The sequence below is a fragment of the Ruminococcus sp. NATIVEDY161 genome (assembly GCF_045819895.1).
Classification (GTDB): domain Bacteria; phylum Bacillota; class Clostridia; order Oscillospirales; family Acutalibacteraceae; genus Ruminococcoides.
On sequence record NZ_CP162392.1, the window covers coordinates 434,745 to 455,095 of the forward strand.

The window sequence follows — 20,351 nt, forward strand, 5'->3', positions numbered from 1 at the left end:
ACTGTAGTGTTGCTTTGACAATGGAGTTGTTACAAAACTGTAATCTAAAAATGCTGAATTTTTTGTGAATATTCCTCTACGGAATTATAACAACGTTTTTATGCTTGATTTATTTTTAAAATAGTAGTATTATATTGGTTAGTACTTAAAAGGAGGTATATGTCTTGGACGAGAATAAGGATAAAATCACCGAAGAACTCACCGAGAATGAAGCTTTAACAGAAGATACACAAAACGCAGAACAGGTTGCTGAGGAGCTTACAGAGGAAGCTGCTCAGGTTGAAGAAGCTGTCGCTGAGACGGCTGAGGAAACTGCGGAAGCTGCTGCTGAAACAGCGGATAACGCTGAGGAAGCAGTTGACGGAGCGGCTGAGGAAGTAACAGAAACAGCAGAAGATACAGCCGAAGCTGTTACTGATGAAGCGGCTCTTTCAGAAATCGAAGCTCCCAAGAAAAAGCCTATGCTTCAAAAGACAATCGTTATTTCGCTTATTATTGTCTGCCTTGCCGCTGTTGCCGCGGTTGTTATCGGACTTTTCTTTAACAACGACGTAACAGGCACATGGCATCTTGTAAGACAGGTTGAGGTTTCAGGCGAAGCGGCTACAAGCGATGAAGCCGGCAACAAGCTAAACGTTGACTACTACTTTACATTCAACAAGGACGGTTCGGTTACTTCGACAATCGGCACCGTTACAGGCAAAGGCACTTACACAATGTCTAAGGATGAAAACGGCAATAACGTTATCAATATGAATATGTACGACACCCTTACCCAGTACTTCCTCAACGGCGATTACACTGTTGAATACAGCGGTAACATCTTCACAGGCAAAAAGATGAAATTTACCATGGCTGACAACGCCGAGAGAAATTATGAGTTTGAGTCCGCTTCATACAAAGCTCCCGAGCTTAAGCGCGAAGGCGAGTTTGAAAAGAATGATGAGCTTGTCGGCAAGTGGGTATACAGCACAGGCGAGTTTAACCTCATTTATGAGTTCAAAGAGGACGGCACTGCCGCTTATACCGAGCAGGCAATGACCATTAACCCCTACACCTACACGCCTATCAATGTTGATATCGAAATGCGCGGAATTTACAGCGTTAAGGACAGCACTGTAACTATCAGCTACTACTTCCTTGAGCAGTCTGACAAGGATATCACCGTAAAGGCTGACGGCGACGTGCTCTACATTAACAACTATCCGTTTATCAGAGAAGGCGCGGCAACTCCCGACCAGCTCCAGCAGGCTCAGACAGTTGCAGCACAACAATAAAATTCTAAGCTCCCTGTAAAAAGGGAGCTTTTTGTTTGTTTAGATTACTTCTTGACTGAAAAAATATATTATGCTATACTTTTTTAAAGATAGAATAAAAATGACAAAGGGATGATTATATGTCAGGACATAACAAATGGAGTACCATTAAGCAGAAAAAGGGTAAAAACGACGCTGCCAGAGCAAAGGTATTTACCAAAATCGGCAGAGAGCTGATTGTTGCTATCAAGACCGGCGGAAGCGCCGATCCTAACGTAAACTCAAAGCTCAAGGATACTATCGCAAAGGCTAAGGCTGCGAACGTTCCGAACGACAACATTGAGCGTATTATCAAGAAAGCCGCAAATGACGGCGATTCCACAAACTACGAGGCTGTTACATACGAGGGCTACGGTCCGAGCGGCGTTGCCGTAATCGTTGAGGCTCTTACCGACAACCGCAACAGAACCGCCGGCGAGGTTCGTCACTACTTTGACAAGTTCGGCGGAAATATGGGCGCACAGGGCTGCGTTAGCTTTATGTTCAACCAGAAGGGCGTTATCATCATTGAGCGCGAGGATCTCGACAAGGACGAGGACGCTGTTATGACAGACGCGCTCGAGGTTGGTGCAGCCGACTTTGAGGCCGACGACGATATCTTCACCATCTACACCGATCCCGACGATTTCAGCGCAGTTCGCGAGGAGCTTGAAAAGCTCGGTTATGAGTTTGCTTCCGCAGAGCTCGAGATGGTTCCCGATACATACGTAAAGCTCGAGGATGAGGACACCGCGACAAAGATGCAGAAAATGCTCGATATGTTCGAGGACAACGACGATATTCAGAACGTTTGGCACAACTGGGAAGAGTGACGCTTCACCCAATTCGCGCAGCTAAATTTGCTTTGCAAGCTTAAAAACAAGAGAGATGAAAGTTTTTCTTTCACCTCTCTTTTTATTTTGCCTATTATTCTACTTTTTTCTGATGAACAGAATTCCGAGCGTATACGGACCGCAATGGCTTGTGATTGTGCAGCCTGCGGTGGTTTCCAAAATCTCGTCAAAGCCCGGGCTGAGCTCGTTAATCTTATCCTTAACGTCCTGTACAATCTGCTCGCTGCATTTTGTGTGGGTTACAAAAATGCGGTGCTTGTCGATGTCATCCCTGTCAAGAAGTCTGTCGGTGACGTAATTGATTATAACGCGGTCGATATTTCCGCGGTATTTTTTTGCTGATTTCATCTTGCCATCACACACCTCAATGCAAGGCTTAAGCTTCAGCAGGTTTGCGCCGAGAGCGGCTACCGAAGAACATCTGCCGCCCTTATGCAGATAATCAATGCTGTCAACAACAAAGCTTGCCTCTACCCTGTCTGTAAGCTCGGCGCAATCCTTGGCGATTTCCTCGGCTGTCGCACCGTTTTGAGCCATCTCGCAGGCGTGAAGGACAACAAGTCCGCTGCCTGTTGAGAGGTTACGGGTATCAACAACTCTTACATTACCCACGTCAGCCGCCGCAAGGCACGCGGTTGCGTACGCGCTTGAAAAATCTGAGCTGATATTAAAATGAACAACCTCGTCATATCCCTCATCGAGATATTTTTGGAAAAGGTCGGTATAATCGCTGAGGTTCGGAGCAGAGGTTTTCGGCAAAACGCCGGTTTTGTCAACGTACGAATAAATATCCTCGGGAGTAGCCTCTTCACCGTCCTTAAGGTTATCGTCGCCCATCACAACGTAAAGCGGAAGAATGGCGATGTTGTACTTTTCGATAAGCTCGGGAGAAAGGTCGCAGGTGCTGTCTGACGTAATTTTAATTTTCATAATAATCCCCTCAATTCAATATTATTATGCGGAATTGCTTTGATATTAGTGTAGCATAATTGTATATCATTTGCAACAACAAATTAAAATATTTAAAAGCAAAAGAAGCCGCCTGTGGGCAGCTTCTTTCGCGATTGTGTGTTTTATGAAAATGAATGCTTCAAAATAAATGAATCATATCATTTTTACGAAATTCAGAAATAAACCGATGTCAAATTACGACAATAAATTCAGTCAAATTACCGTATTTCCTCGGTTCATTTTTCTATATTATACAATTAAATCGCCTTTTTTTCAAGGGTAAAATCGTGATTTTGTCCTAACTGAACAGGCAAAAAGACAAAATAGACAAAAAGTTAATCAAAAGTTTGTGCAATATTTTTTGATAAAATCAAAATAACCTTATAATTACAAAGTTAACGTTTTGAACATATAGCAAATGATACAAAAATATTATTCCCGTTTTGGTGGTTTTTTATTCTGAATTAGAATAATAAATCGCTTTATTTTTATATACAGCTTCAAAAACCGCTTAAACATTGACTTTTATTTCAATTTCCCTGCATTGTCCGTACAATGACACAATGCTTAAATTCAATTTTATAATTCGAACATCCGTTTGATTTTATTCGAAAAATCGGTTATAATAGAATTACAGCATTTGCTGCGGCGGATTTGCCCCGCTCCGCCATAATCGAACAGTTCACAGTTTTTGAAAGTTGAAAGAAGGATGATAAATGAACTACCTTGAATGGTCTCAGGAATATATAGATACCGCTGAAAAATTACAAAAGGTCATCACGTTACTCAAACAAAAGCGTAAAAAATCTCCCCTTGCGAACAAGAAGGAGATTGACGCAAAGCTCAGTATGTACCGTGCGTGCTACGGCGAGTGCGTGCAGACTGCCGCTCACCTAAAGCAAAGACATAAAGAGGTGGCGTGATGAGAACCGAGATTTTACATTTAAGCGATGATAATATAAATATTCTTTCCAACCTGTACGGTCAAAGTAATAATAAATCCATCAGGAATAAGGACAAGCTTCTGCGCGTTCTTCACCGCTCGATGGACGGCGGACTTACCGAGCTTCAGCGCTTTTGCGTTGAGGAATATTACATAAATAACCGCCGTCAGTGCGCAATTGCAAAGGAGCTCGGCGTTTCGCCTTCGACCGTTTGCAGGCACATCAACAGGGCTTTGGAAAAGCTCAAAATCATAGCTTCTTATTACAACTAACCCAAATCCAAAACTCCCGGCTGAAAAACAGCCGGGAGTTTTCTTTTACTTTGCCGAAGCCTTTTGAACCGCAATTGCGTCGAGAATATCGCACTTGCCGTCGTTGTTATAGTCACCTGTTTTTTTCTGCATATAGGTGAAATTAAGCTTATCGACGGAATATTTTTGGATATCTACCGCGTCGAATATATCGAGCACGCCGTCGCCGTTAACGTCGCCTGTAATCCGCTCATCACCTGCAACCTTTTCGAACACGGTCAGCGAAGGCAACGCCCTTCCGCTCGGGTCAAAGAACGCTTGGTTATCAACAGCCGAGCCGCCGTAATACTTTCCTGCGTCGTCGGGATCAAACTCTGCTGAATAGCTTGAAGCCCAGCCTGAGCCGTACTGTTCCCAAAGGAGCTTGTTTTTTGCGACAACAGCGTCATAATCGGCTCCGCCGATACGCCTTGTATCTCCGACGGTTATCCATGCGCCTTCCCAGTAGAAAACGCCCAAGCCCTTGCCGTTTCTGACTTTATTTACCGCGTACATAACGGCTCTCACCTCGTCAGCCTGTCCCTGAAATGAGAAATCCCACAGCAAATTATCGCCGGTGCTGTTATTCCATTCGCTGACGGTATTCGCGTGACCGTCGGTATCGCGCAGGGTATTCGCGTAGGAAGTTTCTGCCACCATCGCATACTTATTATATGTGTTTGCGGCGTAGTCGAGCACCTCGGTCAGATTTTGAAGGCTTCCGTGCCAGTATGGATAGTATGAGGTTGCGAATACGTCGTAATCGACCTTGTTCTGATTGAGGTAGTCGGCAATCCACTTCATCGTGTCGGTCTTTTCGGGATTAGTAAAGTGAAGCGCTACGAGCACGTTTTTGTCAAACGCCCTGACTGCCGACGAGCCTGAATTGAAAATCTTAGCCATATTAACGTAATCGCTCTCCCCTGCGATTCCCGAGGTGGTTTCGTTGCCGATTTGCACCATTCCTATGTCAGCGCCTGCGGCTTTAATTTCTGTTAAAGAATTATAAGTGTAATCGTAAACCGCCTGAAGCTTTTGGTTCAGATCAAAATCCGCCCAAGCTTTAGGAGCCTTTTGCTTTGCAGGATCAGCCCAAAAGTCGGAATAGTGAAAATCCACAAGGAGCTTCATTCCGTAATCTGCCGCTCTTTTGCCTATTTTGCAGGCTTTGGCAAGGTCGTTGTTTCCGCCGCCGTAGCCGTTGCCGTCCTTATCATACGGGTTATTCCACACGCGGACGCGGATATAATTAACGCCGTTATCGGCAAGGATTTTGAGCAAATCCTCGGTCACGCCGTCGCTGTTCTTAAATGTAACGCCCGATTCCTCGAGCGAAATCACGCTCGACACATCCATTCCGCGGATAAAGTCAGGATTTTGAAAGTCAATTTTCTCGACATTTACGCCCGAACTATCCTCTGCGCCGACGGTAAACACGGCAAAAGCCGCCATCAAAAACGCCAAAACAAGGCTTAAAAATTTTCTTGCCATAAGGACACCTCTTTTCTATAAAAATAATAACAAATCTATGCGTTATTGTCCACGGAAAACAGCGAAATTATTGAATTAATTTTTGCCGTGTAGTATAATGAAAACGGTGATTAAAATGAGTGAACACAAGGCATTGGCACAAAAGCTTTTTTATGACGGATATAACTGCGCTCAGGCGGTTCTGCTCGCGTTTGAGGACGTGACAGGGCTCGACAAAAAGACCGCGGCAATGCTTGCCTCGTCCTTCGGCGGAGGACTTGGCAGAATGAGAGAGGTCTGCGGAGCGGTGAGCGGCGCTTCGATGGTACTCGGAATTGCAAAGGGTTATTCAAATCCCGACGACAGAGAGGCAAAAAAGGCGCATTACAAGCTTGTTCAGGACTTTTGCGCAAAGTTTAAGGAGAAGAACGGCTCGATAGTTTGCCGCGAGCTTTTGAGCGGAGTTGAAAAAACTTCTGGCGGTGTTCCCGAGAAACGGACGGATTCTTACTACAAAAAACGCCCCTGTCCTATGCTTGTAGCCGACGCGGCTGAGATTTTGGATGAGATACTGTAACAAAAAGGACGGAGAAATCCGTCCTTTCAGTTTGTCGAAAAACGTTTTTTATAAAGAAAAACGGCAAATTATTAGGTTATGCTGTAGGGGCGTTCTTAGCACAACGGCAACCTTAGCACGTCGGCAATCCTTTTGTCGCTACGCGACATTTCCCTTAAAAAGGGAATTACCTTTTGTCACTTCGTGACATTTCCCCTGATAGGGGAATCACCCATGTGTCCGCCCGAGCTGCGTTTCCTATTTGACCATATCTTCCATGGAAACGTAGGACTTCCTGTCCCGGGCGCACACGCGGGTGCGCCCCTACGGTTATGATACAAGGATATTTATAAAAAACAGCAAATAATTCTTTTTTCTACTTGATTTATTCCGTCAAATTGTCTATAATTAATATAGGTATATAAACGCCAATAATTTTAAGGAGGAAATGCTTATGTATTACACAGCAGAAGTATCTAATATGTGCCCCGTAGCTAAGGGCGCATATCACGGTCCTGCTCCTATCCCCGAAGAGGGACAATGGGTTCAGGCAAAAGAAATTAAGGATATTTCGGGCTTTACTCACGGTATCGGCTGGTGTGCTCCTCAGCAGGGCGCCTGCAAGCTGACACTTAACGTAAAGAACGGAATTATTGAGGAAGCTCTGGTTGAGACAATCGGCTGCTCGGGTATGACTCACTCGGCTGCTATGGCTTCCGAGATCCTTATCGGCAAAACTCTTCTTGAGGCGCTCAACACCGACCTGGTTTGCGACGCCATCAACACAGCTATGAGAGAGCTCTTCCTGCAGATTGTTTACGGAAGAACACAGAGTGCGTTCTCAGAGGGCGGACTTTTGGTCGGCGCTTCTCTTGAGGACCTCGGTAAAGGTCTGCGTTCTCAGGTAGGTACAATGTTCGCTACCAAGGAGAAAGGTCCGCGTTATCTTGAGATGACAGAGGGCTACTGCACACGCATCGCTCTTAACGGCGACGACGAGATTATCGGCTACGAGTTTGTAAGCCTCGGCAAGATGATGGACTTCATCAAGGGCGGTATGGACGCTAACGAGGCTCTTGAAAAGGCAAAGGGTCACTACGGCCAGTTTGACAACGCGGCTAAGTACATTGACCCGCGTCACGAATAAGGAGGTGTGCAGTATGAGTTTATTTGAAAATTACGACAGAAGAATTGATAAAATCAACGGCGTTTTGGCCGAGTACGGTATTGCCTCTGTTGAGGAGAGCCGTGAAATCTGTAAGGCTGCAGGCTTCGATCCTTATGAAATTGCTAAGGGAATTCAGCCTATCTGCTTTGAAAACGTATGCTGGGCATACTGCGTAGGCGCTGCTATCGCTCTTAAGGCAGGCGCTAAGAACGCTGAGGAAGCTGCTAAGTACATCGGAATCGGTCTGCAGAGCTTCTGCATCGACGGTTCTGTTGCCGAAAACCGCAAGGTTGGTCTCGGACACGGCAACCTTGCTGCTATGCTTCTTTCTAACGAGACAAAGTGCTTTGCTTTCCTCGCAGGTCACGAGTCATTCGCTGCCGCTGAGGGCGCAATCGGTATCGTTCGTAACGCTAACAAGGTTCGTGAGCAACCCCTGAGAGTTATCCTTAACGGTCTCGGCAAGGACGCTGCTCAGATTATCTCAAGAATCAACGGCTTTACCTATGTTCAGACTAAGTTTGACTACTTCACAGGCGAGTTAACAATTGTTAAAGAAACCCCCTACTCCGACGGTGAGCGCGCTAACGTTCGCTGCTACGGTGCTGACGACGTTCGCGAGGGCGTTGCTATTATGCACAACGAGGGCGTAGACGTTTCTATCACAGGTAACTCGACTAACCCGACACGCTTCCAGCATCCTGTTGCCGGCACTTACAAGAAAGAGTGCAACGAGCAGGGCAAGAAGTACTTCTCGGTTGCTTCGGGCGGCGGTACAGGACGTACTCTGCATCCCGATAATATGGCTGCCGGTCCTGCTTCCTACGGTATGACCGACACAATGGGCAGAATGCACTCCGACGCTCAGTTCGCAGGTTCATCCTCTGTTCCGGCTCACGTAGAGATGATGGGCTTCCTCGGCATGGGCAACAACCCGATGGTTGGCGCTACAGTTGCCGTTGCTGTTGCTATTCAGAACAGCCTTAAGTAATCTTTAGATTAAAATTTTGAACCGCAATCTTTTCGGTTGCGGTTCTTTTCTTTTTAAATATTATATTGTTTAACGGCGTTTTCGATGTCGTTTGGGAGCGGCGCGGTTACTGTAATAATCTCACTTGTTACCGGGTGGGTGAATTCCACCGTTCCGCAGTGAAGCGCCTGGCGGTTTATAAATTCTCTTTTTCCGCCGTACAAATCATCACCGACAAGCGGGTGTCCCATACTGCTCATATGACAGCGGATTTGGTGGGTTTTGCCTGTTTCGAGCTGTAATTTTAACAGCGTAGCCTGTTCGTTAAAGGCTATTGGTGCGTAGTGTGTAATCGCAGGCGTGCCCTCACTCAAAACGTGCCGTACCATTTTGGAATCGTCGAGCAAGCCGATTGGCTTAGCGATTGTACCGCCGTGCTCGATTTTGCCGTGAACAAGGGCGGTGTAGGTCTTTTTTACGCCGTTTTTAAGTTTGTTAATCGTAAACTTGTCCTTGGCAATCAGCACAATTCCCGAGGTGTCGCGGTCAAGGCGGTTATGAGCGCGAAAAACGTAGCTCTCTCCCCTTTTATGTGCATAATACACCACGATATTCGCGAGGGTGTCGGTTTGGTGCTGTTTGACGGGGTGAACCGGCATAAACGGCGGTTTATTTACCGCGAGGATGAAGCTGTCCTCGTACAGAATTTCAAGCTTTCCCTCTATCGGCTCTATATACTCCGACTGCTCGTCAGGGAGGTTTACGGTGATTACCGCTCCTGCCTTTACAAAATCAACCGCGCGCAGGAGCTTGCCGTCCATCAATATTCCTTCGGGGGTGTTTTTAAGGCGCGTTATCAGGCGCGTTGAAAGACCGTGAACCTCCTTTAGGTAACGCTTTGCCTGCATATTGTCGTGCTTTTCTTCGACCGAAAATTTCAACTGCTCAGGCATAGGCAAATCTCCAAATCAAAAAGATGCAAATAAGCTGAATGAGTATTATCAGCGGAATTCCAAGCATAAATTTAATATGACGGGTTTTGTGCCTGATAACCAGCATTGTAACTAACATTGTAACGCTTCCGCCGAGTGCCGAAATAAGCATTAGGGTGAACTCGCTGATACGCCTTTTGTGCTTTATCGCGCGGCGTTTGTCGCTCACGGTGAATATGAGCGCGAGGATATTAATAAATATTAAGTAGATAAATAAAAAATTCATAAGGATGATTAAATGAATATTAAAAGATTGTTTCCTGTGATTTGCTGTGTTGTATTGCTCGTTTTCGCGGTTGCGCTGTCGGGGCTTTACCGCAAAACTCCCGAAGTAACCGAAGTCGAAAAACCTGCCGTAACTACAGTTAAAAATGAGAGCAAGCCTGCGCAAAATGAAGAAATGCGCGGACTTTGGGTGACTTATATGGAGCTTAATATGGCAGGCTCCGCCGACAAAAGTGAAAAGGCGTTCCGTGAAAAATTTGAAGCTATCGCCGGGAAGGCTGAACAGCATAAATTCAACACAATTATCGCTCAGGTCAGACCGTTTTGCGACGCGCTATACAGCTCGAAATACTTTCCCTATTCACATATTTTGAGCGGTACTCAGGGAGAAAATCCCGGTTATGACGCGCTGAAAATAATGTGCGAAATCTGCAAAAGTCACAAGCTCAAAATTCACGCTTGGATTAACCCCTACCGCGTTACTCTGAACGAAACGCCGAACGAACTTGCGGACAACAATCCGTATATTAAGGATGAAAGCCTTTGCCTTGAAACCGGCAGCGGAATTATCCTTGATCCGTCAAACGAGAAAGCGCGTGAGCTGATACTTAATGGAATTGAGGAGATTGTCAGCGGTTACGACGTTGACGGAATTCAGTTTGACGACTATTTTTACCCCGATAACATTGGAGAGCTCGACAGCGAGCAATACGCCGAAAGTCAAAGTACGCTGAGCGTTGAGGACTGGCGCAAAAATAACGTTAACAAGCTGATTGCCGAGGCGTATCTTACAGCGCACAAGGCGGATAAGAACGTAGAATTCGGAATTTCTCCGCAGGGCAACCTGAAAAACAACGAAAAGCTGTCGGCTGACGTTGTGAACTGGTGCACGGTGAACGGTTATGTTGACTACATCTGTCCGCAGATTTATTTCAGCCCGACGAATCCGAAGCTGACCTTTGAGGACAGCCTTAATGAATGGTGCGGACTTGAATTTGCGGAGAATGTCAAGCTTTATGTCGGCTTGGCAGGCTACAAGGCAAGCTCCGAAGCCGACGAGGGCACTTGGCAAAGCTCAAGCGATATTTTGTCGCAGGAGTACAAAGTCTGTAAAAGCAATAAAAAAGTCAGCGGAATTATGCTGTACAGCTACGCAAGCCTTGCCGACAGAGGTAAGTCGGATGAAATGAATAACCTTATAAAATCATTCGGCTAACTCGCCCACGCAAAAGTCGCCCTCGGCGGAAATTAGCTTTACCTTTTTGATAAGTCCGCAGAGCGAGCCGTCCTTGGAATAGACGTGCACCGGCGTGTAGTTTTTGGTGTAGCCTTCAAGATATCCGTGGCGTAAGCGCTCGAACAAAACCTCCTCGGTTCTGCCGAGCTGGGAGTTCAGGAAGGTATTTCTCGATTGCTCAACCAACGCGCCCATCCTCTTTGCCCTATCGTCCTTGACATTCGGGCTGACCTGATTTGGTGCTTTATCGGCAACAGTGCCTTTTCTGCGCGAGTACGGAAAAACGTGAACCTTCGCAAAGCCGACGCTCTTTACAAACGCCATTGACTGTTCAAAATCCTCGTCGTTTTCGCCTGCAAAGCCGACCATAACGTCGGTGGTGAAGGACGGATTTTCAAACGCACCTTTAAGGCGGTCTACAATCTCCATATACTCGGCGGTGGTGTAGTGCCTGTTCATCGCCTTCAGCGTTTTGTCGCAGCCGCTCTGAAGCGAGAGGTGGAACTGAGGGCAGAATTTATCGAAGGAGCTGAGCCTTTTTATCAGCTCGTCGCTCATCTGCTCGGGCTCGAACGAACCGAGACGGACGCGCTCGATTTTGTCAACCGCACAGGCGGCTTCCACCGCGTCGGCGAGGTCAAAGTCCTCGTTCAAGCCGTAGGCGGAAAGGTTAATTCCGACCAAAACTACCTCTTTATAGCCGTTATCCGCGACGGAGATAAGCTCCTTTTTGAGCTCATCAAGCGGTTTTGAACGGACTCTGCCGCGTGCGTACGGAATAATGCAGTACGAGCAAAAGCGGTTACAGCCGTCCTCAATCTTGATGAACGCGCGCGTGTGCTCTCCGAAGGACGAAACCGTGAGGTTTTCGTAAGTAAATCCCTTGTTGAGGTGCGGCGGAATGTCGATTAGCTTTTCACGGCTGTTTATGAAGCTCTCCAAGGTGGGAATCAGCTTTGAGCGCTCCTTGTTGCCGAGGATGATGTCGCAGTTTTTCCAGCTTGCGGTTTCCTCGGGGAAAGCCTGCGGCATACAGCCTGTAAGCACGATGATTCCGTCGGGATTTTCACGCCTGAGGCGGTTAATCAGCTTGCGGTTTTTGCTGTCGCTGACAGAAGTTACCGTACAGCTGTTGACAATCGAGATGTCGGCGTGGTCTTTGTCGTCTGAGAGTTCATAGCCATGGCGGAGCAAATCCTCCCTCATCGCCTGAGATTCGTACTGGTTGACCTTGCAACCGAGAGTATATATATTAAACTTCTTCATAGTCTTGTAACCTTTTTGTTAATTTTGTCAAATTTATAAATATTTGCTTTATATCATTGAAATATATTTGAAATAGTGCTATAATAAATTCAGCAAATAACTTATGAGGTGAGCAAAATGTTTTCATTATCCGTTTTAGCAGAAAGTAAAAAAGTACTTTTGGAGCTGTTCGAGACTTTGCAAAAATTCAGCCAAAATATTCTGCTTAAATGCGGAGATATCATCGTGGACGCTCACTCGTTAATCGGCGTATTCTCGCTCGATACCGGCAAGCCGATTGAGCTTATTATGGAAAACGAGCCCGACGACAGCTTTAAGCAGGCTGTGGCAAGGTTCGCAATTGCCGCGTAAATATTGGTTTTAATTAAGCCCTGTGACGAAATGTCATAGGGCTTTTTTGTTGTTTAGTAAATTGCCAAGTTATGATCCCGCCGTTGCAGAAGCATTGCAGGACTTTCACGCTATTCAAAGGCGGGCGAATGTGCCCACCGGCACTTAGGTGTTTTTGTCTACCTGATGGAAGGTTTTGAGATTTCCTGTCTTTTCACTGCGCTTGTCAAGCTCTTTGAGCACGTCCTCAAGCTCGATACCCTGATTTACCATCATCACGGTAAGATGATAGATAAGGTCGGCAATTTCGTAGACGGTCTCGCTGTTATCGCCGTTTTTTGCGGCAATAATGGTCTCCGAGCACTCCTCGCCTACCTTTTTGAGGATTTTGTCAAGTCCCTTGTCGAGCAGATAGCAGGTGTATGAGCCCTCCTTGGGGTTGTCGCGTCTGTTGATTACGGTGGCGTAGAGTGCCGCCAAAACTTCTCTGTCGTTCATATATCTTCCCTCTCATAAATCTTAGTATAAAAGCAACTGTGGTTTCCCGTGTGGCAGGCGGCGCCTGTCTGCTCGACGATTACAAGCAGTGTATCGTTGTCGCAGTCGGAGTACATCTCTATCACCTTTTGCAGATGTCCTGAGGTTGCGCCCTTGTTCCAAAGCTCCTGACGGCTTCGCGACCAAAACCATGTATAACCTGTTTCAAATGTCTTTTGCAGGCTTTCGCGGTTCATATATGCAAGCATTAAAACCTCGCCTGTGCCCTTTTCCTGCACGACAGCAGGAATTAAGTCTGATTTTACAAAATACTTTTCCAAATCCATAATCACACCTGTGCGTTTTTAGATATTTCAATCGCCTGTTTAAGGTCGAGCGTGCCGCTGTAGATTGACTTGCCGCAGATTGCGCCGTAAACGTTCAAATCGGCAAGGTTGATTATATCCTTAAGCACCGCAACGCCGCCGCTGGCGATGATATTACAGCTTACGCTGTTTACAAGCTCGCTTAGCTGAGCTAGGTTAGGTCCTGTGAGAGTGCCGTCCTGGTCGATGTCGGTGAAAACAATCGTCTGAACACCGACGTCCTCCATACGCTTTGCAAGCTCAATGTAATTTATCTCGGAGTTGTCAAGCCAGCCCTCAGCCCTGACCATTCCGTCCTTGGCGTCAATTCCAACGACGATTTTATCACCGAACTGTTTAACCGCGTCGATTACAAGCTGCTGGTTTTTTACCGCGGCAGAGCCCAAAATAACCCTGTTAATTCCACGCGAAAGGTAGTAATCGACAGCGTTCATATCGCGGATACCTCCGCCGACCTCTACCAAAAGACCGGACTGCCTTGCAACGTCCGCGATTAAGTCGGCGTTTACAAGCTTAGCGTCCTTTGCGCCGTCGAGGTCTACCATATGCATCCACTTCGCTCCTGCCTCGGCAAAGCTGTTTGCCGCGTCATACGGAGAAGAAGCCACCTGCTCGGCGGTTGAGTAGTCGCCCTTAAAAAGGCGCACCGCCTTGCCGTCCTTTATATCAATTGCCGGTAAAATATACATCAGAGCACTCCCTTTGTAGACAGCGGTTTTCCGGAATTATTCTGAGCGACCGCCGCTTTGAGCGCGTGAGCCGCCGCCTTGAACACCGCCTCTGTGATGTGGTGAGAATTGTCGCCGTACACCGACTTGATGTGCAGGGTAATCTGCGCGTTATAAGCCAGTGCGCGCATAAACTCAACGGTCAGCGAGCAGTCGTAATCTCCGCAGACAGCCTGCGGAAATTCTGCGTCAAATACCAAAAACGGTCTGCCGCTTACGTCAACCGAGGCAAACGCGAGTGCCTCGTCCATCGGCACGTAAAAGCTTCCGAAGCGCTCGATTGAGCCTTTGTCGCCCAGCGCTTCGTTAAAAGCCTTACCGAGTACGATTCCGACGTCCTCAACTGTGTGGTGACCGTCAACCTCGAGGTCGCCCTTGGCGGAAATTTCAAGTCCAAAGCCGCCGTGAGTCGCGAAGGAATTCAGCATATGGTCGAAAAACCCGATGCCTGTGTCAATCTTAACCTCGCCGCCGTCAAGGCAGAGCTTTAATGTGATGTCGGTCTCTTTGGTTTTTCTGGTAATTTCGGAAGTTCTCATTTTAAGCCTCCATAAAATACTGATTGATAGCCGCTAAGGTTTCGCTGACTTCAACGTCGGTTCCTGCCGTAATTCGCAGGTATTCGCCCATAAGGCGCACGACGATTGATTTTTCCTTAAGATACTCCCAAATCCGCTTTGAATCGGGGGTTTTTACAAACACGAAATTCGCGACGCTCTCAACGGGCGCGAACGACGGATTATCAGCGGAAATCTTAACTAAACCATTATACAGCTTTTCGCGCGATAAAACAATCGTTTTAAGGCGGTTTTTTAAGAAATCGGGGTGATTATAGATAATCTCGCCTGCCGCTTGGGAAAAGCTGTTGACATTGTAGGGCGATTTTACCGCCTTTATTGCCGAGGAAATAGTCGTGTTTGCAACGGCAAAGCCGAGCCTGAGCGCCGCAGAGCCGATTGCCTTTGAAGCGGTACGGAAGATAATCAGGTTTGAATAATTTTCAACCTCACCGATAAGGCTCTGGTTCCAGAAGTCCATATACGCTTCGTCGAGCACAACGAGAGCGTTAACGCTGTTTACGAGCTTGCGCGCTTGTTCAGCGGTTATTCCTCTGCCCGTGGGGTTGCAGGGATTTGAAAAGATTAACAGCTTGATGTTGTCGGCGTTAATCTTTGCGATTAAAGCGTCAACGTCGATATCAAGGCTGTCGTTTTTAGTGAAAGTACCGCACTCGACCTCGCAGATTGACGAATAGAAGTTGTACATCGAAAAATCGGGAGAAACGACGAGCATTTTGTCGCCCTTTTCGAGGAAGGCGGATTCGATTAGGAAAATCAGCTCGTCTGAGCCGTTGCCTGCCGTAACAAGCTCAGGCTTTATTCCGTAGAACTTAGCGAACGCCTCTGTAACTCCCTGTGCCAAGGGGTCGGGGTAGCGGTTAAACGCTACTTTATCGACCGCTTTTTTGAGCTCGGACTTTATGTCGTCGGGCAAATCCGTGGGACATTCGTTGGCGTCGAGCCTGATTTTATATGTACCGCTGATTGGCTCATACGGTACCAAATCAACAATTTTTTTGTTCAGTTTATAACTCATAAATAAAATCCTTAGTCAAGATTAAAGCGCACTTTAATTGAATTTGCGTGCGCGGTCAAGCCCTCGGTTTCCGCAAATCGGATAACGTCCTGAGCGTCGTTTTTGAGCGCGTCCTCGGTGTAGTAGATGAAGCTCGATTTTTTAACGAAGCTGTCAACCGAGAGCGGAGAGAAAAACCTCGCCGTGCCGCTCGTGGGGAGAACGTGGTTTGGACCTGCGAAGTAGTCGCCCAAAGGCTCGGGGCTGTAGTTGCCGAGGAATACAGAGCCTGCGTTGTCGAGCTTGCCTACGTACTCCATCGGGTTTTCGCAGCAAACCTCGAGGTGTTCGGGAGCGAGCTCGTTGGCGAATTCTATCGCCTGCTTCATATCGCTGCACACGATAATCGCACCGAAATTGTCGACTGACGACTGAATAATATCTTTTCTGCTGAGCTTTTCCATTTGTCTTGAAAGCTCGGCTTTTGTATTTTCCGCAAGCTCGGCGCAGTCGGTGAGCAGAATTGCCGAGGCGAGCTTGTCATGCTCTGCCTGGCTCATAAGGTCAGCCGCAAGGAACTTGGGATCAGCGGACTTGTCCGCGATAATCAAAATCTCGCTCGGGCCGGCAATCATATCAATATCAACGGTTCCGTAGAGGAGCTTTTTTGCGGTGGCTACAAAGATGTTGCCCGGGCCGACGATTTTGTCAACCTTAGGAACGCTTTGAGTTCCGTAAGCCATAGCCGCAACCGCCTGTGCGCCGCCCATCAGGAAAATTCTGTCAACTCCTGCGATTTTTGCCGCCGCGATGATGTTCGGGTTAGGCGTGCCGTCCTTCTGTGGAGGAGTGCACATTACAACCTCCTCAACGCCTGCGATTTTTGCAGGAACAGCGTTCATCAGCACCGACGACGGATATGCCGCCGTGCCGCCGGGAACGTAAATTCCGACGCGCTTTAAGCCGCGCACCCTCTGCCCCATTATTACGCCGTTTTCCTTGGTGGTAAGCCAGCTCTGCTGAACCTGTCTTTTGTGGAAGTCGGCAATATTTGCCGCCGCCTTTTTGACGGTTTCGAGGTATTCGGGCGAGCACTTTGCGATAATGCTGTCAATCTCAGAGCTGTCAATCTCGGTCTTTTCGGGCGCTTTGCCGTCAAAATTGATTGTGTAGTACTCAACAGCCCGGTCGCCGTTGTTCTTAACGTTTTCTATAATCTCTGACACGGCAGGAATAACGTCCTTGTCAGAGTTTTGAGCCCTGTTTTTTAGGAACTCGATAAACTCATATTCCTTTTTGCCGTCCGCTGTTACCGTAGTTATCATTGTGTTACTGCCTCCAGTTTCTTTTGTAGCTGTTCAATCTCAGCTTTTCTGAGCTTCAGGCTCGCGGTGTTCGCGATAAGCCTTGCGGAGATGTCTGTTACCCAGTCGATTACCTCCAAGCCGTTCGCCTTTAGTGTTGAGCCTGTCTCGACGATATCAACAATGCCGTCGGAAAGTCCTACGAGGGGCGCAAGCTCGACCGAGCCTTCGATTTTGATAATCCTAACATCCATATCCTTGTCCTCAAAAAAGGCGCGTGTGACGTTGGGGTATTTTGTAGCGATGGTTTTGGTTTTGTAGCCGCTGTAAAAGTCGGTTCCCTTCTTAACGGCGAGTGCAAAGCGGCATTTTCCGAAGCCTAAATCGAGCAGCTCATAAAAGGACGAGCCGTTTTCGAGGATAGTGTCCTTGCCGACAACGCCCAAATCGCAAACGCCGTGCTCTACGTATGTAATAACGTCCGCCGCCTTTGCCAAAACGACCTCATAATCGTTGTCGCCTACGGGCAAAATCAGCCGTCTGCCCTTGTTTTTGACTTCATCGCAGTTGTAGCCGATTTTCTCTAACAGCTCAATTGTGGTTTTTTCAAGTCTGCCCTTGGTCAGGGCAATTCTTAACGGTTTCATTATATTATCCTTTCGGGTTTATATCGAAATTACTTTGGGGATTTTGCGCTGACGGGCAAACTCCTCGGTTTCTTCAAGCGTGGGAAGTACGCTGAACTGAGCCTTTACTCCCTCGCCTTGGAGCTTGCCGACGTGCTCAATCGCCTCGAGCTCCTTGCCGTCATTCGCGAAAACAAGCACGTCGGGATTGTCGGAGTAGCTCACGGCGGAATCGGAAAGCTTTAGCTCGGTGAGCGAATCGGTGTCAATCGCAAAGCCTGCCGCTCCCATTGAAGCGCCGAAGCGTGACAGCAAATCGTCATATCTGCCGCCTGTGACAACCGCGTCACCGATACCGCTGACATAGCCTGCAAAAACAAAGCCTGTGTAGTAGTCGTTGCGCTGAACAAGTCCGAGGTCGATAATCAGCTTTTCGTTTAAGCCGAGCGGACTTAGCTTTGAGTAGATTTGATGCAGGTACTCGAGCGCGTCCATCGCCTTTGTGCCCTTGCAGATTTCTGCCGCCTTATCAAAGACCTCCTCGCCGCCGAACAGCGACGGAAGGTTGCGGATTGCGCTGACCGCCGCGCAGGGAGTTAACTTATCGAGCAGATTATTCAGTGCGGAGTAGTTCTTGCTCTCGATAGAAACGCGGATTTTCTCCTTGTAGTCCTCGTCGATGTCGAGCTCGTCGGACAGCGCGTCGAAAACCTCGGCGTGACCGAGCTCAATCCGAAAATCATCGGCAACGGATTTTATCGCGCTTACAGCGGTAGTCAAAACTTCTAAATCAGCCCTTAAGCCCTGAACTCCGAGCAGCTCAACGCCCATCTGCATAAACTCGTTGCGCTTACCCGTGAGCGTGGGATTGTTGCGGTACACCGCCTGCTTGTAGTAAAGGCGTACAGGCAAAATGCTGTTTTTGAGCCTTGTCGAAACCATACGCGCAATCGGCAGTGTGGAATCGGGACGGGCAACCAAAATTCTGCCCTTGTTGTCGGTCATTTTATACATATCCTGCTGGTCAATACCGCTGCATTCAACAGAAAAAACGTCGTAAAATTCAATTCCCGGGGTGATGACCTTTTTAAATCCCCTGCCGACGAACACCTGCTCAATCTTTCCGCAGACGTCGTCCATCGCCGAGCACTCGGCAAAAAGAAAGTCCTTTGTGCCCTCGGGGGTAATCTTTAAATTCTTCTTCATATATCCCTCTCATTACACTTTAGTATGATAGCGCTTTAACATACTACCATAATAAAATATATTTGTCAAGTTATTAACAATATTATTCTTTCTATTACCGCACAAGACCGCACAATCATTGCAACTGTGCGGCTTTGCGGATTTATTCATATATTATTTGTCGCTGTTTTCGTCGGGGAATTCTTCCTCGTCGTCAGCGGATTTTTTACCGTCCTTATTAAGTCCGATAATTCTTTTGAACTTCTCCTTCTGCTCGTGCTCCTTAGCTTCACGGATAGCCCTTTGCTCAGCGGCAATTTTGGCGTAATTGAGAACCTCAAAGTCGAGAGCTTCCTGAGCGATTTTACCCTTTGACTCAATGTTGTTCTTAACTCTCTTGCCGATAAGCGCGTAAATAACCGCGAAAATCGGAGTACCGAGTACAAAGCCGGGAATTCCGAACAGCGCTCCGCCTACAACTACGCTGAACAATACCCAGAAGCTTGAAATTCCGAGCTGGTTGCCGATAATCTTGGGCTTGAGCACGTTGCCGTCGAGCTGCTGAATAAGGAAAATAATGATGATAAACCAAACCATATCCATCGGGTTTACAAGCAGGAGTATAATGGCGCTGGGAATACCGCCGATATACGGACCGAAGAACGGCACGACGTTTGACACACCGACAAGCACGGCAATCAACGCCGCATAGGGCAGCTGGAAGATTGACATTGTGATGAAGGTAAGCAGTCCGATAAGCGCCGAATCGAGGATATCGCCTACCAAAAATCTACCGCATTTTGTATCGGTGATGTCTACAACCTCGTAAACCTTGGGCAGGAACTTAATCGGAATAAACGCTACTGCCAAGCGCTTTACCAAACGGCAGAGCTGCTCCTTTGACGCGAGGAAGTAGATTGAGATGATAACGCTCATTACCACGTTGTAAACGCCTGCGGCTGTGTTGGTAATAATGTTTGTGAGGAAGTCGAGGACGTTCTTTGTAGCGTCCGCAGTAGTGACAAGATTCTGACCGTTGAGAATCTTTTTAATTTCCTCCATAAACTGGTTGAGCGTATTATCAAGGCTGAAGCTGGTGTGGAAAATTGAGTTAATCCACTTAAACGAGCCGTCAATATAGATATACGCCTTTTGCATATACTCGGGCATATTCTTTGCCAATCCCGAGACGTTTGTTACAATCTGCGGAACTACGATAAGTATTAACGCGACGATGATTGCAAACGCCAGCAAAAAGGTCGAGATAAGCGACAGCGGCTTTACAAAGCGCTTAAAGAACTTGCGCTTTGTGCCCATTTTTCCGAACACCTTGTTGCAGAAGAATTTGTACGGAAAGTTCAGGATATAAGCGATTAAGAAGCCGATTAAAAACGGCGTCAAAATGCCCATAAGTCCCGAGAGAATATTCCCTACAATGTCAAGGTGATCCTTGATGAACAGCAAAAATACCGTGAAGGTAATCGCTATCAACAGGTTTTTCATTGTCAGTAATTTTTTCAAG

Annotated in this window: 23 protein-coding genes; 9 read left to right on the plus strand and 14 right to left on the minus strand. The window is 47.3% G+C overall.

The window, feature by feature from the left end:
* Positions 1-164 precede the first annotated feature (164 nt).
* Positions 165-1,277, plus strand: a complete 1,113-nt coding sequence (locus AB1I50_RS02095) for a hypothetical protein (RefSeq protein WP_407724556.1) — start codon at positions 165-167, stop codon at positions 1,275-1,277.
* 119 nt (positions 1,278-1,396) lie between these two features.
* A complete protein-coding gene (locus tag AB1I50_RS02100; protein ID WP_407724557.1) occupies positions 1,397-2,128 on the plus strand; it encodes a YebC/PmpR family DNA-binding transcriptional regulator in 732 nt (243 codons plus the stop codon).
* Positions 2,129-2,227: 99 nt separating this feature from the next.
* On the opposite strand, the gene AB1I50_RS02105 is transcribed toward AB1I50_RS02100, so the two are convergent.
* Positions 2,228-3,079: a DegV family protein gene (locus AB1I50_RS02105; RefSeq protein WP_407724558.1), complete on the minus strand. Its 852-nt coding sequence runs from the start codon at positions 3,077-3,079 to the stop codon at positions 2,228-2,230.
* A 737-nt stretch (positions 3,080-3,816) separates the two neighbouring features.
* Here AB1I50_RS02105 and AB1I50_RS02110 point away from each other — a divergent pair.
* Entirely contained in the window at positions 3,817-4,023 is a 207-nt protein-coding gene (locus AB1I50_RS02110) for a hypothetical protein (protein ID WP_407724559.1), read from the plus strand.
* Positions 4,023-4,316 (plus strand): sigma factor-like helix-turn-helix DNA-binding protein, encoded by a 294-nt coding sequence (locus tag AB1I50_RS02115; RefSeq protein WP_407724560.1) that lies wholly within the window; start codon positions 4,023-4,025, stop codon positions 4,314-4,316. Before AB1I50_RS02110 ends, AB1I50_RS02115 begins: the two co-directional genes overlap by 1 nt.
* 45 nt (positions 4,317-4,361) lie before the next feature.
* Here AB1I50_RS02115 and AB1I50_RS02120 read toward each other — a convergent pair whose 3' ends face one another.
* Entirely contained in the window at positions 4,362-5,825 is a 1,464-nt protein-coding gene (locus AB1I50_RS02120; protein WP_407724561.1) for a glycosyl hydrolase 53 family protein, read from the minus strand.
* Between the two features lie 115 nt (positions 5,826-5,940).
* On the opposite strand from AB1I50_RS02120, the gene AB1I50_RS02125 reads away from it, so the two are divergent.
* The 3 genes from AB1I50_RS02125 to AB1I50_RS02135 all read left to right on the plus strand — a co-directional run bounded on the left by AB1I50_RS02125 (position 5,941) and on the right by AB1I50_RS02135 (position 8,519).
* Positions 5,941-6,381 carry a C-GCAxxG-C-C family protein gene (locus tag AB1I50_RS02125; protein WP_407724562.1) on the plus strand — a complete coding sequence of 147 codons (441 nt, stop codon included), beginning with the start codon at positions 5,941-5,943 and terminating at the stop codon, positions 6,379-6,381.
* A 433-nt stretch (positions 6,382-6,814) separates the two neighbouring features.
* On the plus strand, positions 6,815-7,507 hold the full coding sequence (locus AB1I50_RS02130; protein WP_407724563.1) for an iron-sulfur cluster assembly scaffold protein: 693 nt from the start codon (positions 6,815-6,817) through the stop codon (positions 7,505-7,507).
* Positions 7,508-7,520: 13 nt separating this feature from the next.
* Complete coding sequence (locus AB1I50_RS02135) at positions 7,521-8,519, plus strand: GGGtGRT protein (RefSeq protein ID WP_407724564.1); 999 nt, start codon at positions 7,521-7,523, stop codon at positions 8,517-8,519.
* 53 nt (positions 8,520-8,572) lie between these two features.
* On the opposite strand, the gene AB1I50_RS02140 is transcribed toward AB1I50_RS02135, so the two are convergent.
* Together AB1I50_RS02140 and AB1I50_RS02145 are read right to left on the minus strand one after the other, a co-directional pair.
* The gene (locus AB1I50_RS02140) at positions 8,573-9,451 is read right to left on the minus strand and encodes an RluA family pseudouridine synthase (RefSeq protein ID WP_407724565.1); all 879 of its coding nucleotides are present in this window, start codon (positions 9,449-9,451) and stop codon (positions 8,573-8,575) included.
* Positions 9,444-9,716: a DUF1294 domain-containing protein gene (locus tag AB1I50_RS02145; RefSeq protein WP_407724566.1), complete on the minus strand. Its 273-nt coding sequence runs from the start codon at positions 9,714-9,716 to the stop codon at positions 9,444-9,446. Before AB1I50_RS02145 ends, AB1I50_RS02140 begins: the two co-directional genes overlap by 8 nt.
* Positions 9,717-9,728: 12 nt before the next feature.
* On the opposite strand from AB1I50_RS02145, the gene AB1I50_RS02150 reads away from it, so the two are divergent.
* Positions 9,729-10,931 carry a glycoside hydrolase family 10-like protein gene (locus AB1I50_RS02150; RefSeq protein ID WP_407724567.1) on the plus strand — a complete coding sequence of 401 codons (1,203 nt, stop codon included), beginning with the start codon at positions 9,729-9,731 and terminating at the stop codon, positions 10,929-10,931.
* Here AB1I50_RS02150 and mtaB read toward each other — a convergent pair.
* A complete protein-coding gene (gene mtaB, locus AB1I50_RS02155; protein WP_407724568.1) occupies positions 10,920-12,218 on the minus strand; it encodes a tRNA (N(6)-L-threonylcarbamoyladenosine(37)-C(2))-methylthiotransferase MtaB in 1,299 nt (432 codons plus the stop codon). The genes AB1I50_RS02150 and mtaB overlap by 12 nt on opposite strands.
* A gap of 117 nt (positions 12,219-12,335) precedes the next feature.
* Between mtaB and AB1I50_RS02160 the strand changes: the two genes are divergently transcribed.
* Positions 12,336-12,569 carry a hypothetical protein gene (locus AB1I50_RS02160; protein ID WP_407724569.1) on the plus strand — a complete coding sequence of 78 codons (234 nt, stop codon included), beginning with the start codon at positions 12,336-12,338 and terminating at the stop codon, positions 12,567-12,569.
* A 144-nt stretch (positions 12,570-12,713) separates the two neighbouring features.
* Here AB1I50_RS02160 and hisE read toward each other — a convergent pair whose 3' ends face one another.
* From hisE to AB1I50_RS02205, 9 genes are all read right to left on the minus strand, one after another.
* A complete protein-coding gene (hisE, locus tag AB1I50_RS02165; protein WP_407724570.1) occupies positions 12,714-13,046 on the minus strand; it encodes a phosphoribosyl-ATP diphosphatase in 333 nt (110 codons plus the stop codon).
* Positions 13,043-13,372, minus strand: coding sequence for a phosphoribosyl-AMP cyclohydrolase (hisI, locus tag AB1I50_RS02170; protein ID WP_407724571.1), 330 nt, complete (start codon positions 13,370-13,372; stop codon positions 13,043-13,045). Before hisI ends, hisE begins: the two co-directional genes overlap by 4 nt.
* 2 nt (positions 13,373-13,374) lie before the next feature.
* Positions 13,375-14,100, minus strand: a complete 726-nt coding sequence (gene hisA / locus AB1I50_RS02175) for a 1-(5-phosphoribosyl)-5-[(5-phosphoribosylamino)methylideneamino]imidazole-4-carboxamide isomerase (protein WP_407724572.1) — start codon at positions 14,098-14,100, stop codon at positions 13,375-13,377.
* Positions 14,100-14,678, minus strand: coding sequence for an imidazoleglycerol-phosphate dehydratase HisB (gene hisB / locus AB1I50_RS02180; RefSeq protein WP_407724573.1), 579 nt, complete (start codon positions 14,676-14,678; stop codon positions 14,100-14,102). Before hisB ends, hisA begins: the two co-directional genes overlap by 1 nt.
* Position 14,679: 1 nt before the next feature.
* Positions 14,680-15,735 carry a pyridoxal phosphate-dependent aminotransferase gene (locus AB1I50_RS02185; protein ID WP_407724574.1) on the minus strand — a complete coding sequence of 352 codons (1,056 nt, stop codon included), beginning with the start codon at positions 15,733-15,735 and terminating at the stop codon, positions 14,680-14,682.
* Positions 15,736-15,746: 11 nt separating this feature from the next.
* Complete coding sequence (gene hisD, locus AB1I50_RS02190; RefSeq protein WP_407724575.1) at positions 15,747-17,039, minus strand: histidinol dehydrogenase; 1,293 nt, start codon at positions 17,037-17,039, stop codon at positions 15,747-15,749.
* Complete coding sequence (gene hisG / locus AB1I50_RS02195) at positions 17,036-17,665, minus strand: ATP phosphoribosyltransferase (protein ID WP_407724576.1); 630 nt, start codon at positions 17,663-17,665, stop codon at positions 17,036-17,038. The genes hisD and hisG overlap by 4 nt, the downstream gene beginning before the upstream one ends.
* A gap of 18 nt (positions 17,666-17,683) precedes the next feature.
* On the minus strand, positions 17,684-18,850 hold the full coding sequence (gene hisZ / locus AB1I50_RS02200; RefSeq protein WP_407724577.1) for an ATP phosphoribosyltransferase regulatory subunit: 1,167 nt from the start codon (positions 18,848-18,850) through the stop codon (positions 17,684-17,686).
* Positions 18,851-19,003: 153 nt separating this feature from the next.
* Complete coding sequence (locus AB1I50_RS02205; RefSeq protein ID WP_407724578.1) at positions 19,004-20,350, minus strand: AI-2E family transporter; 1,347 nt, start codon at positions 20,348-20,350, stop codon at positions 19,004-19,006.
* Position 20,351 lies beyond the last annotated feature (1 nt).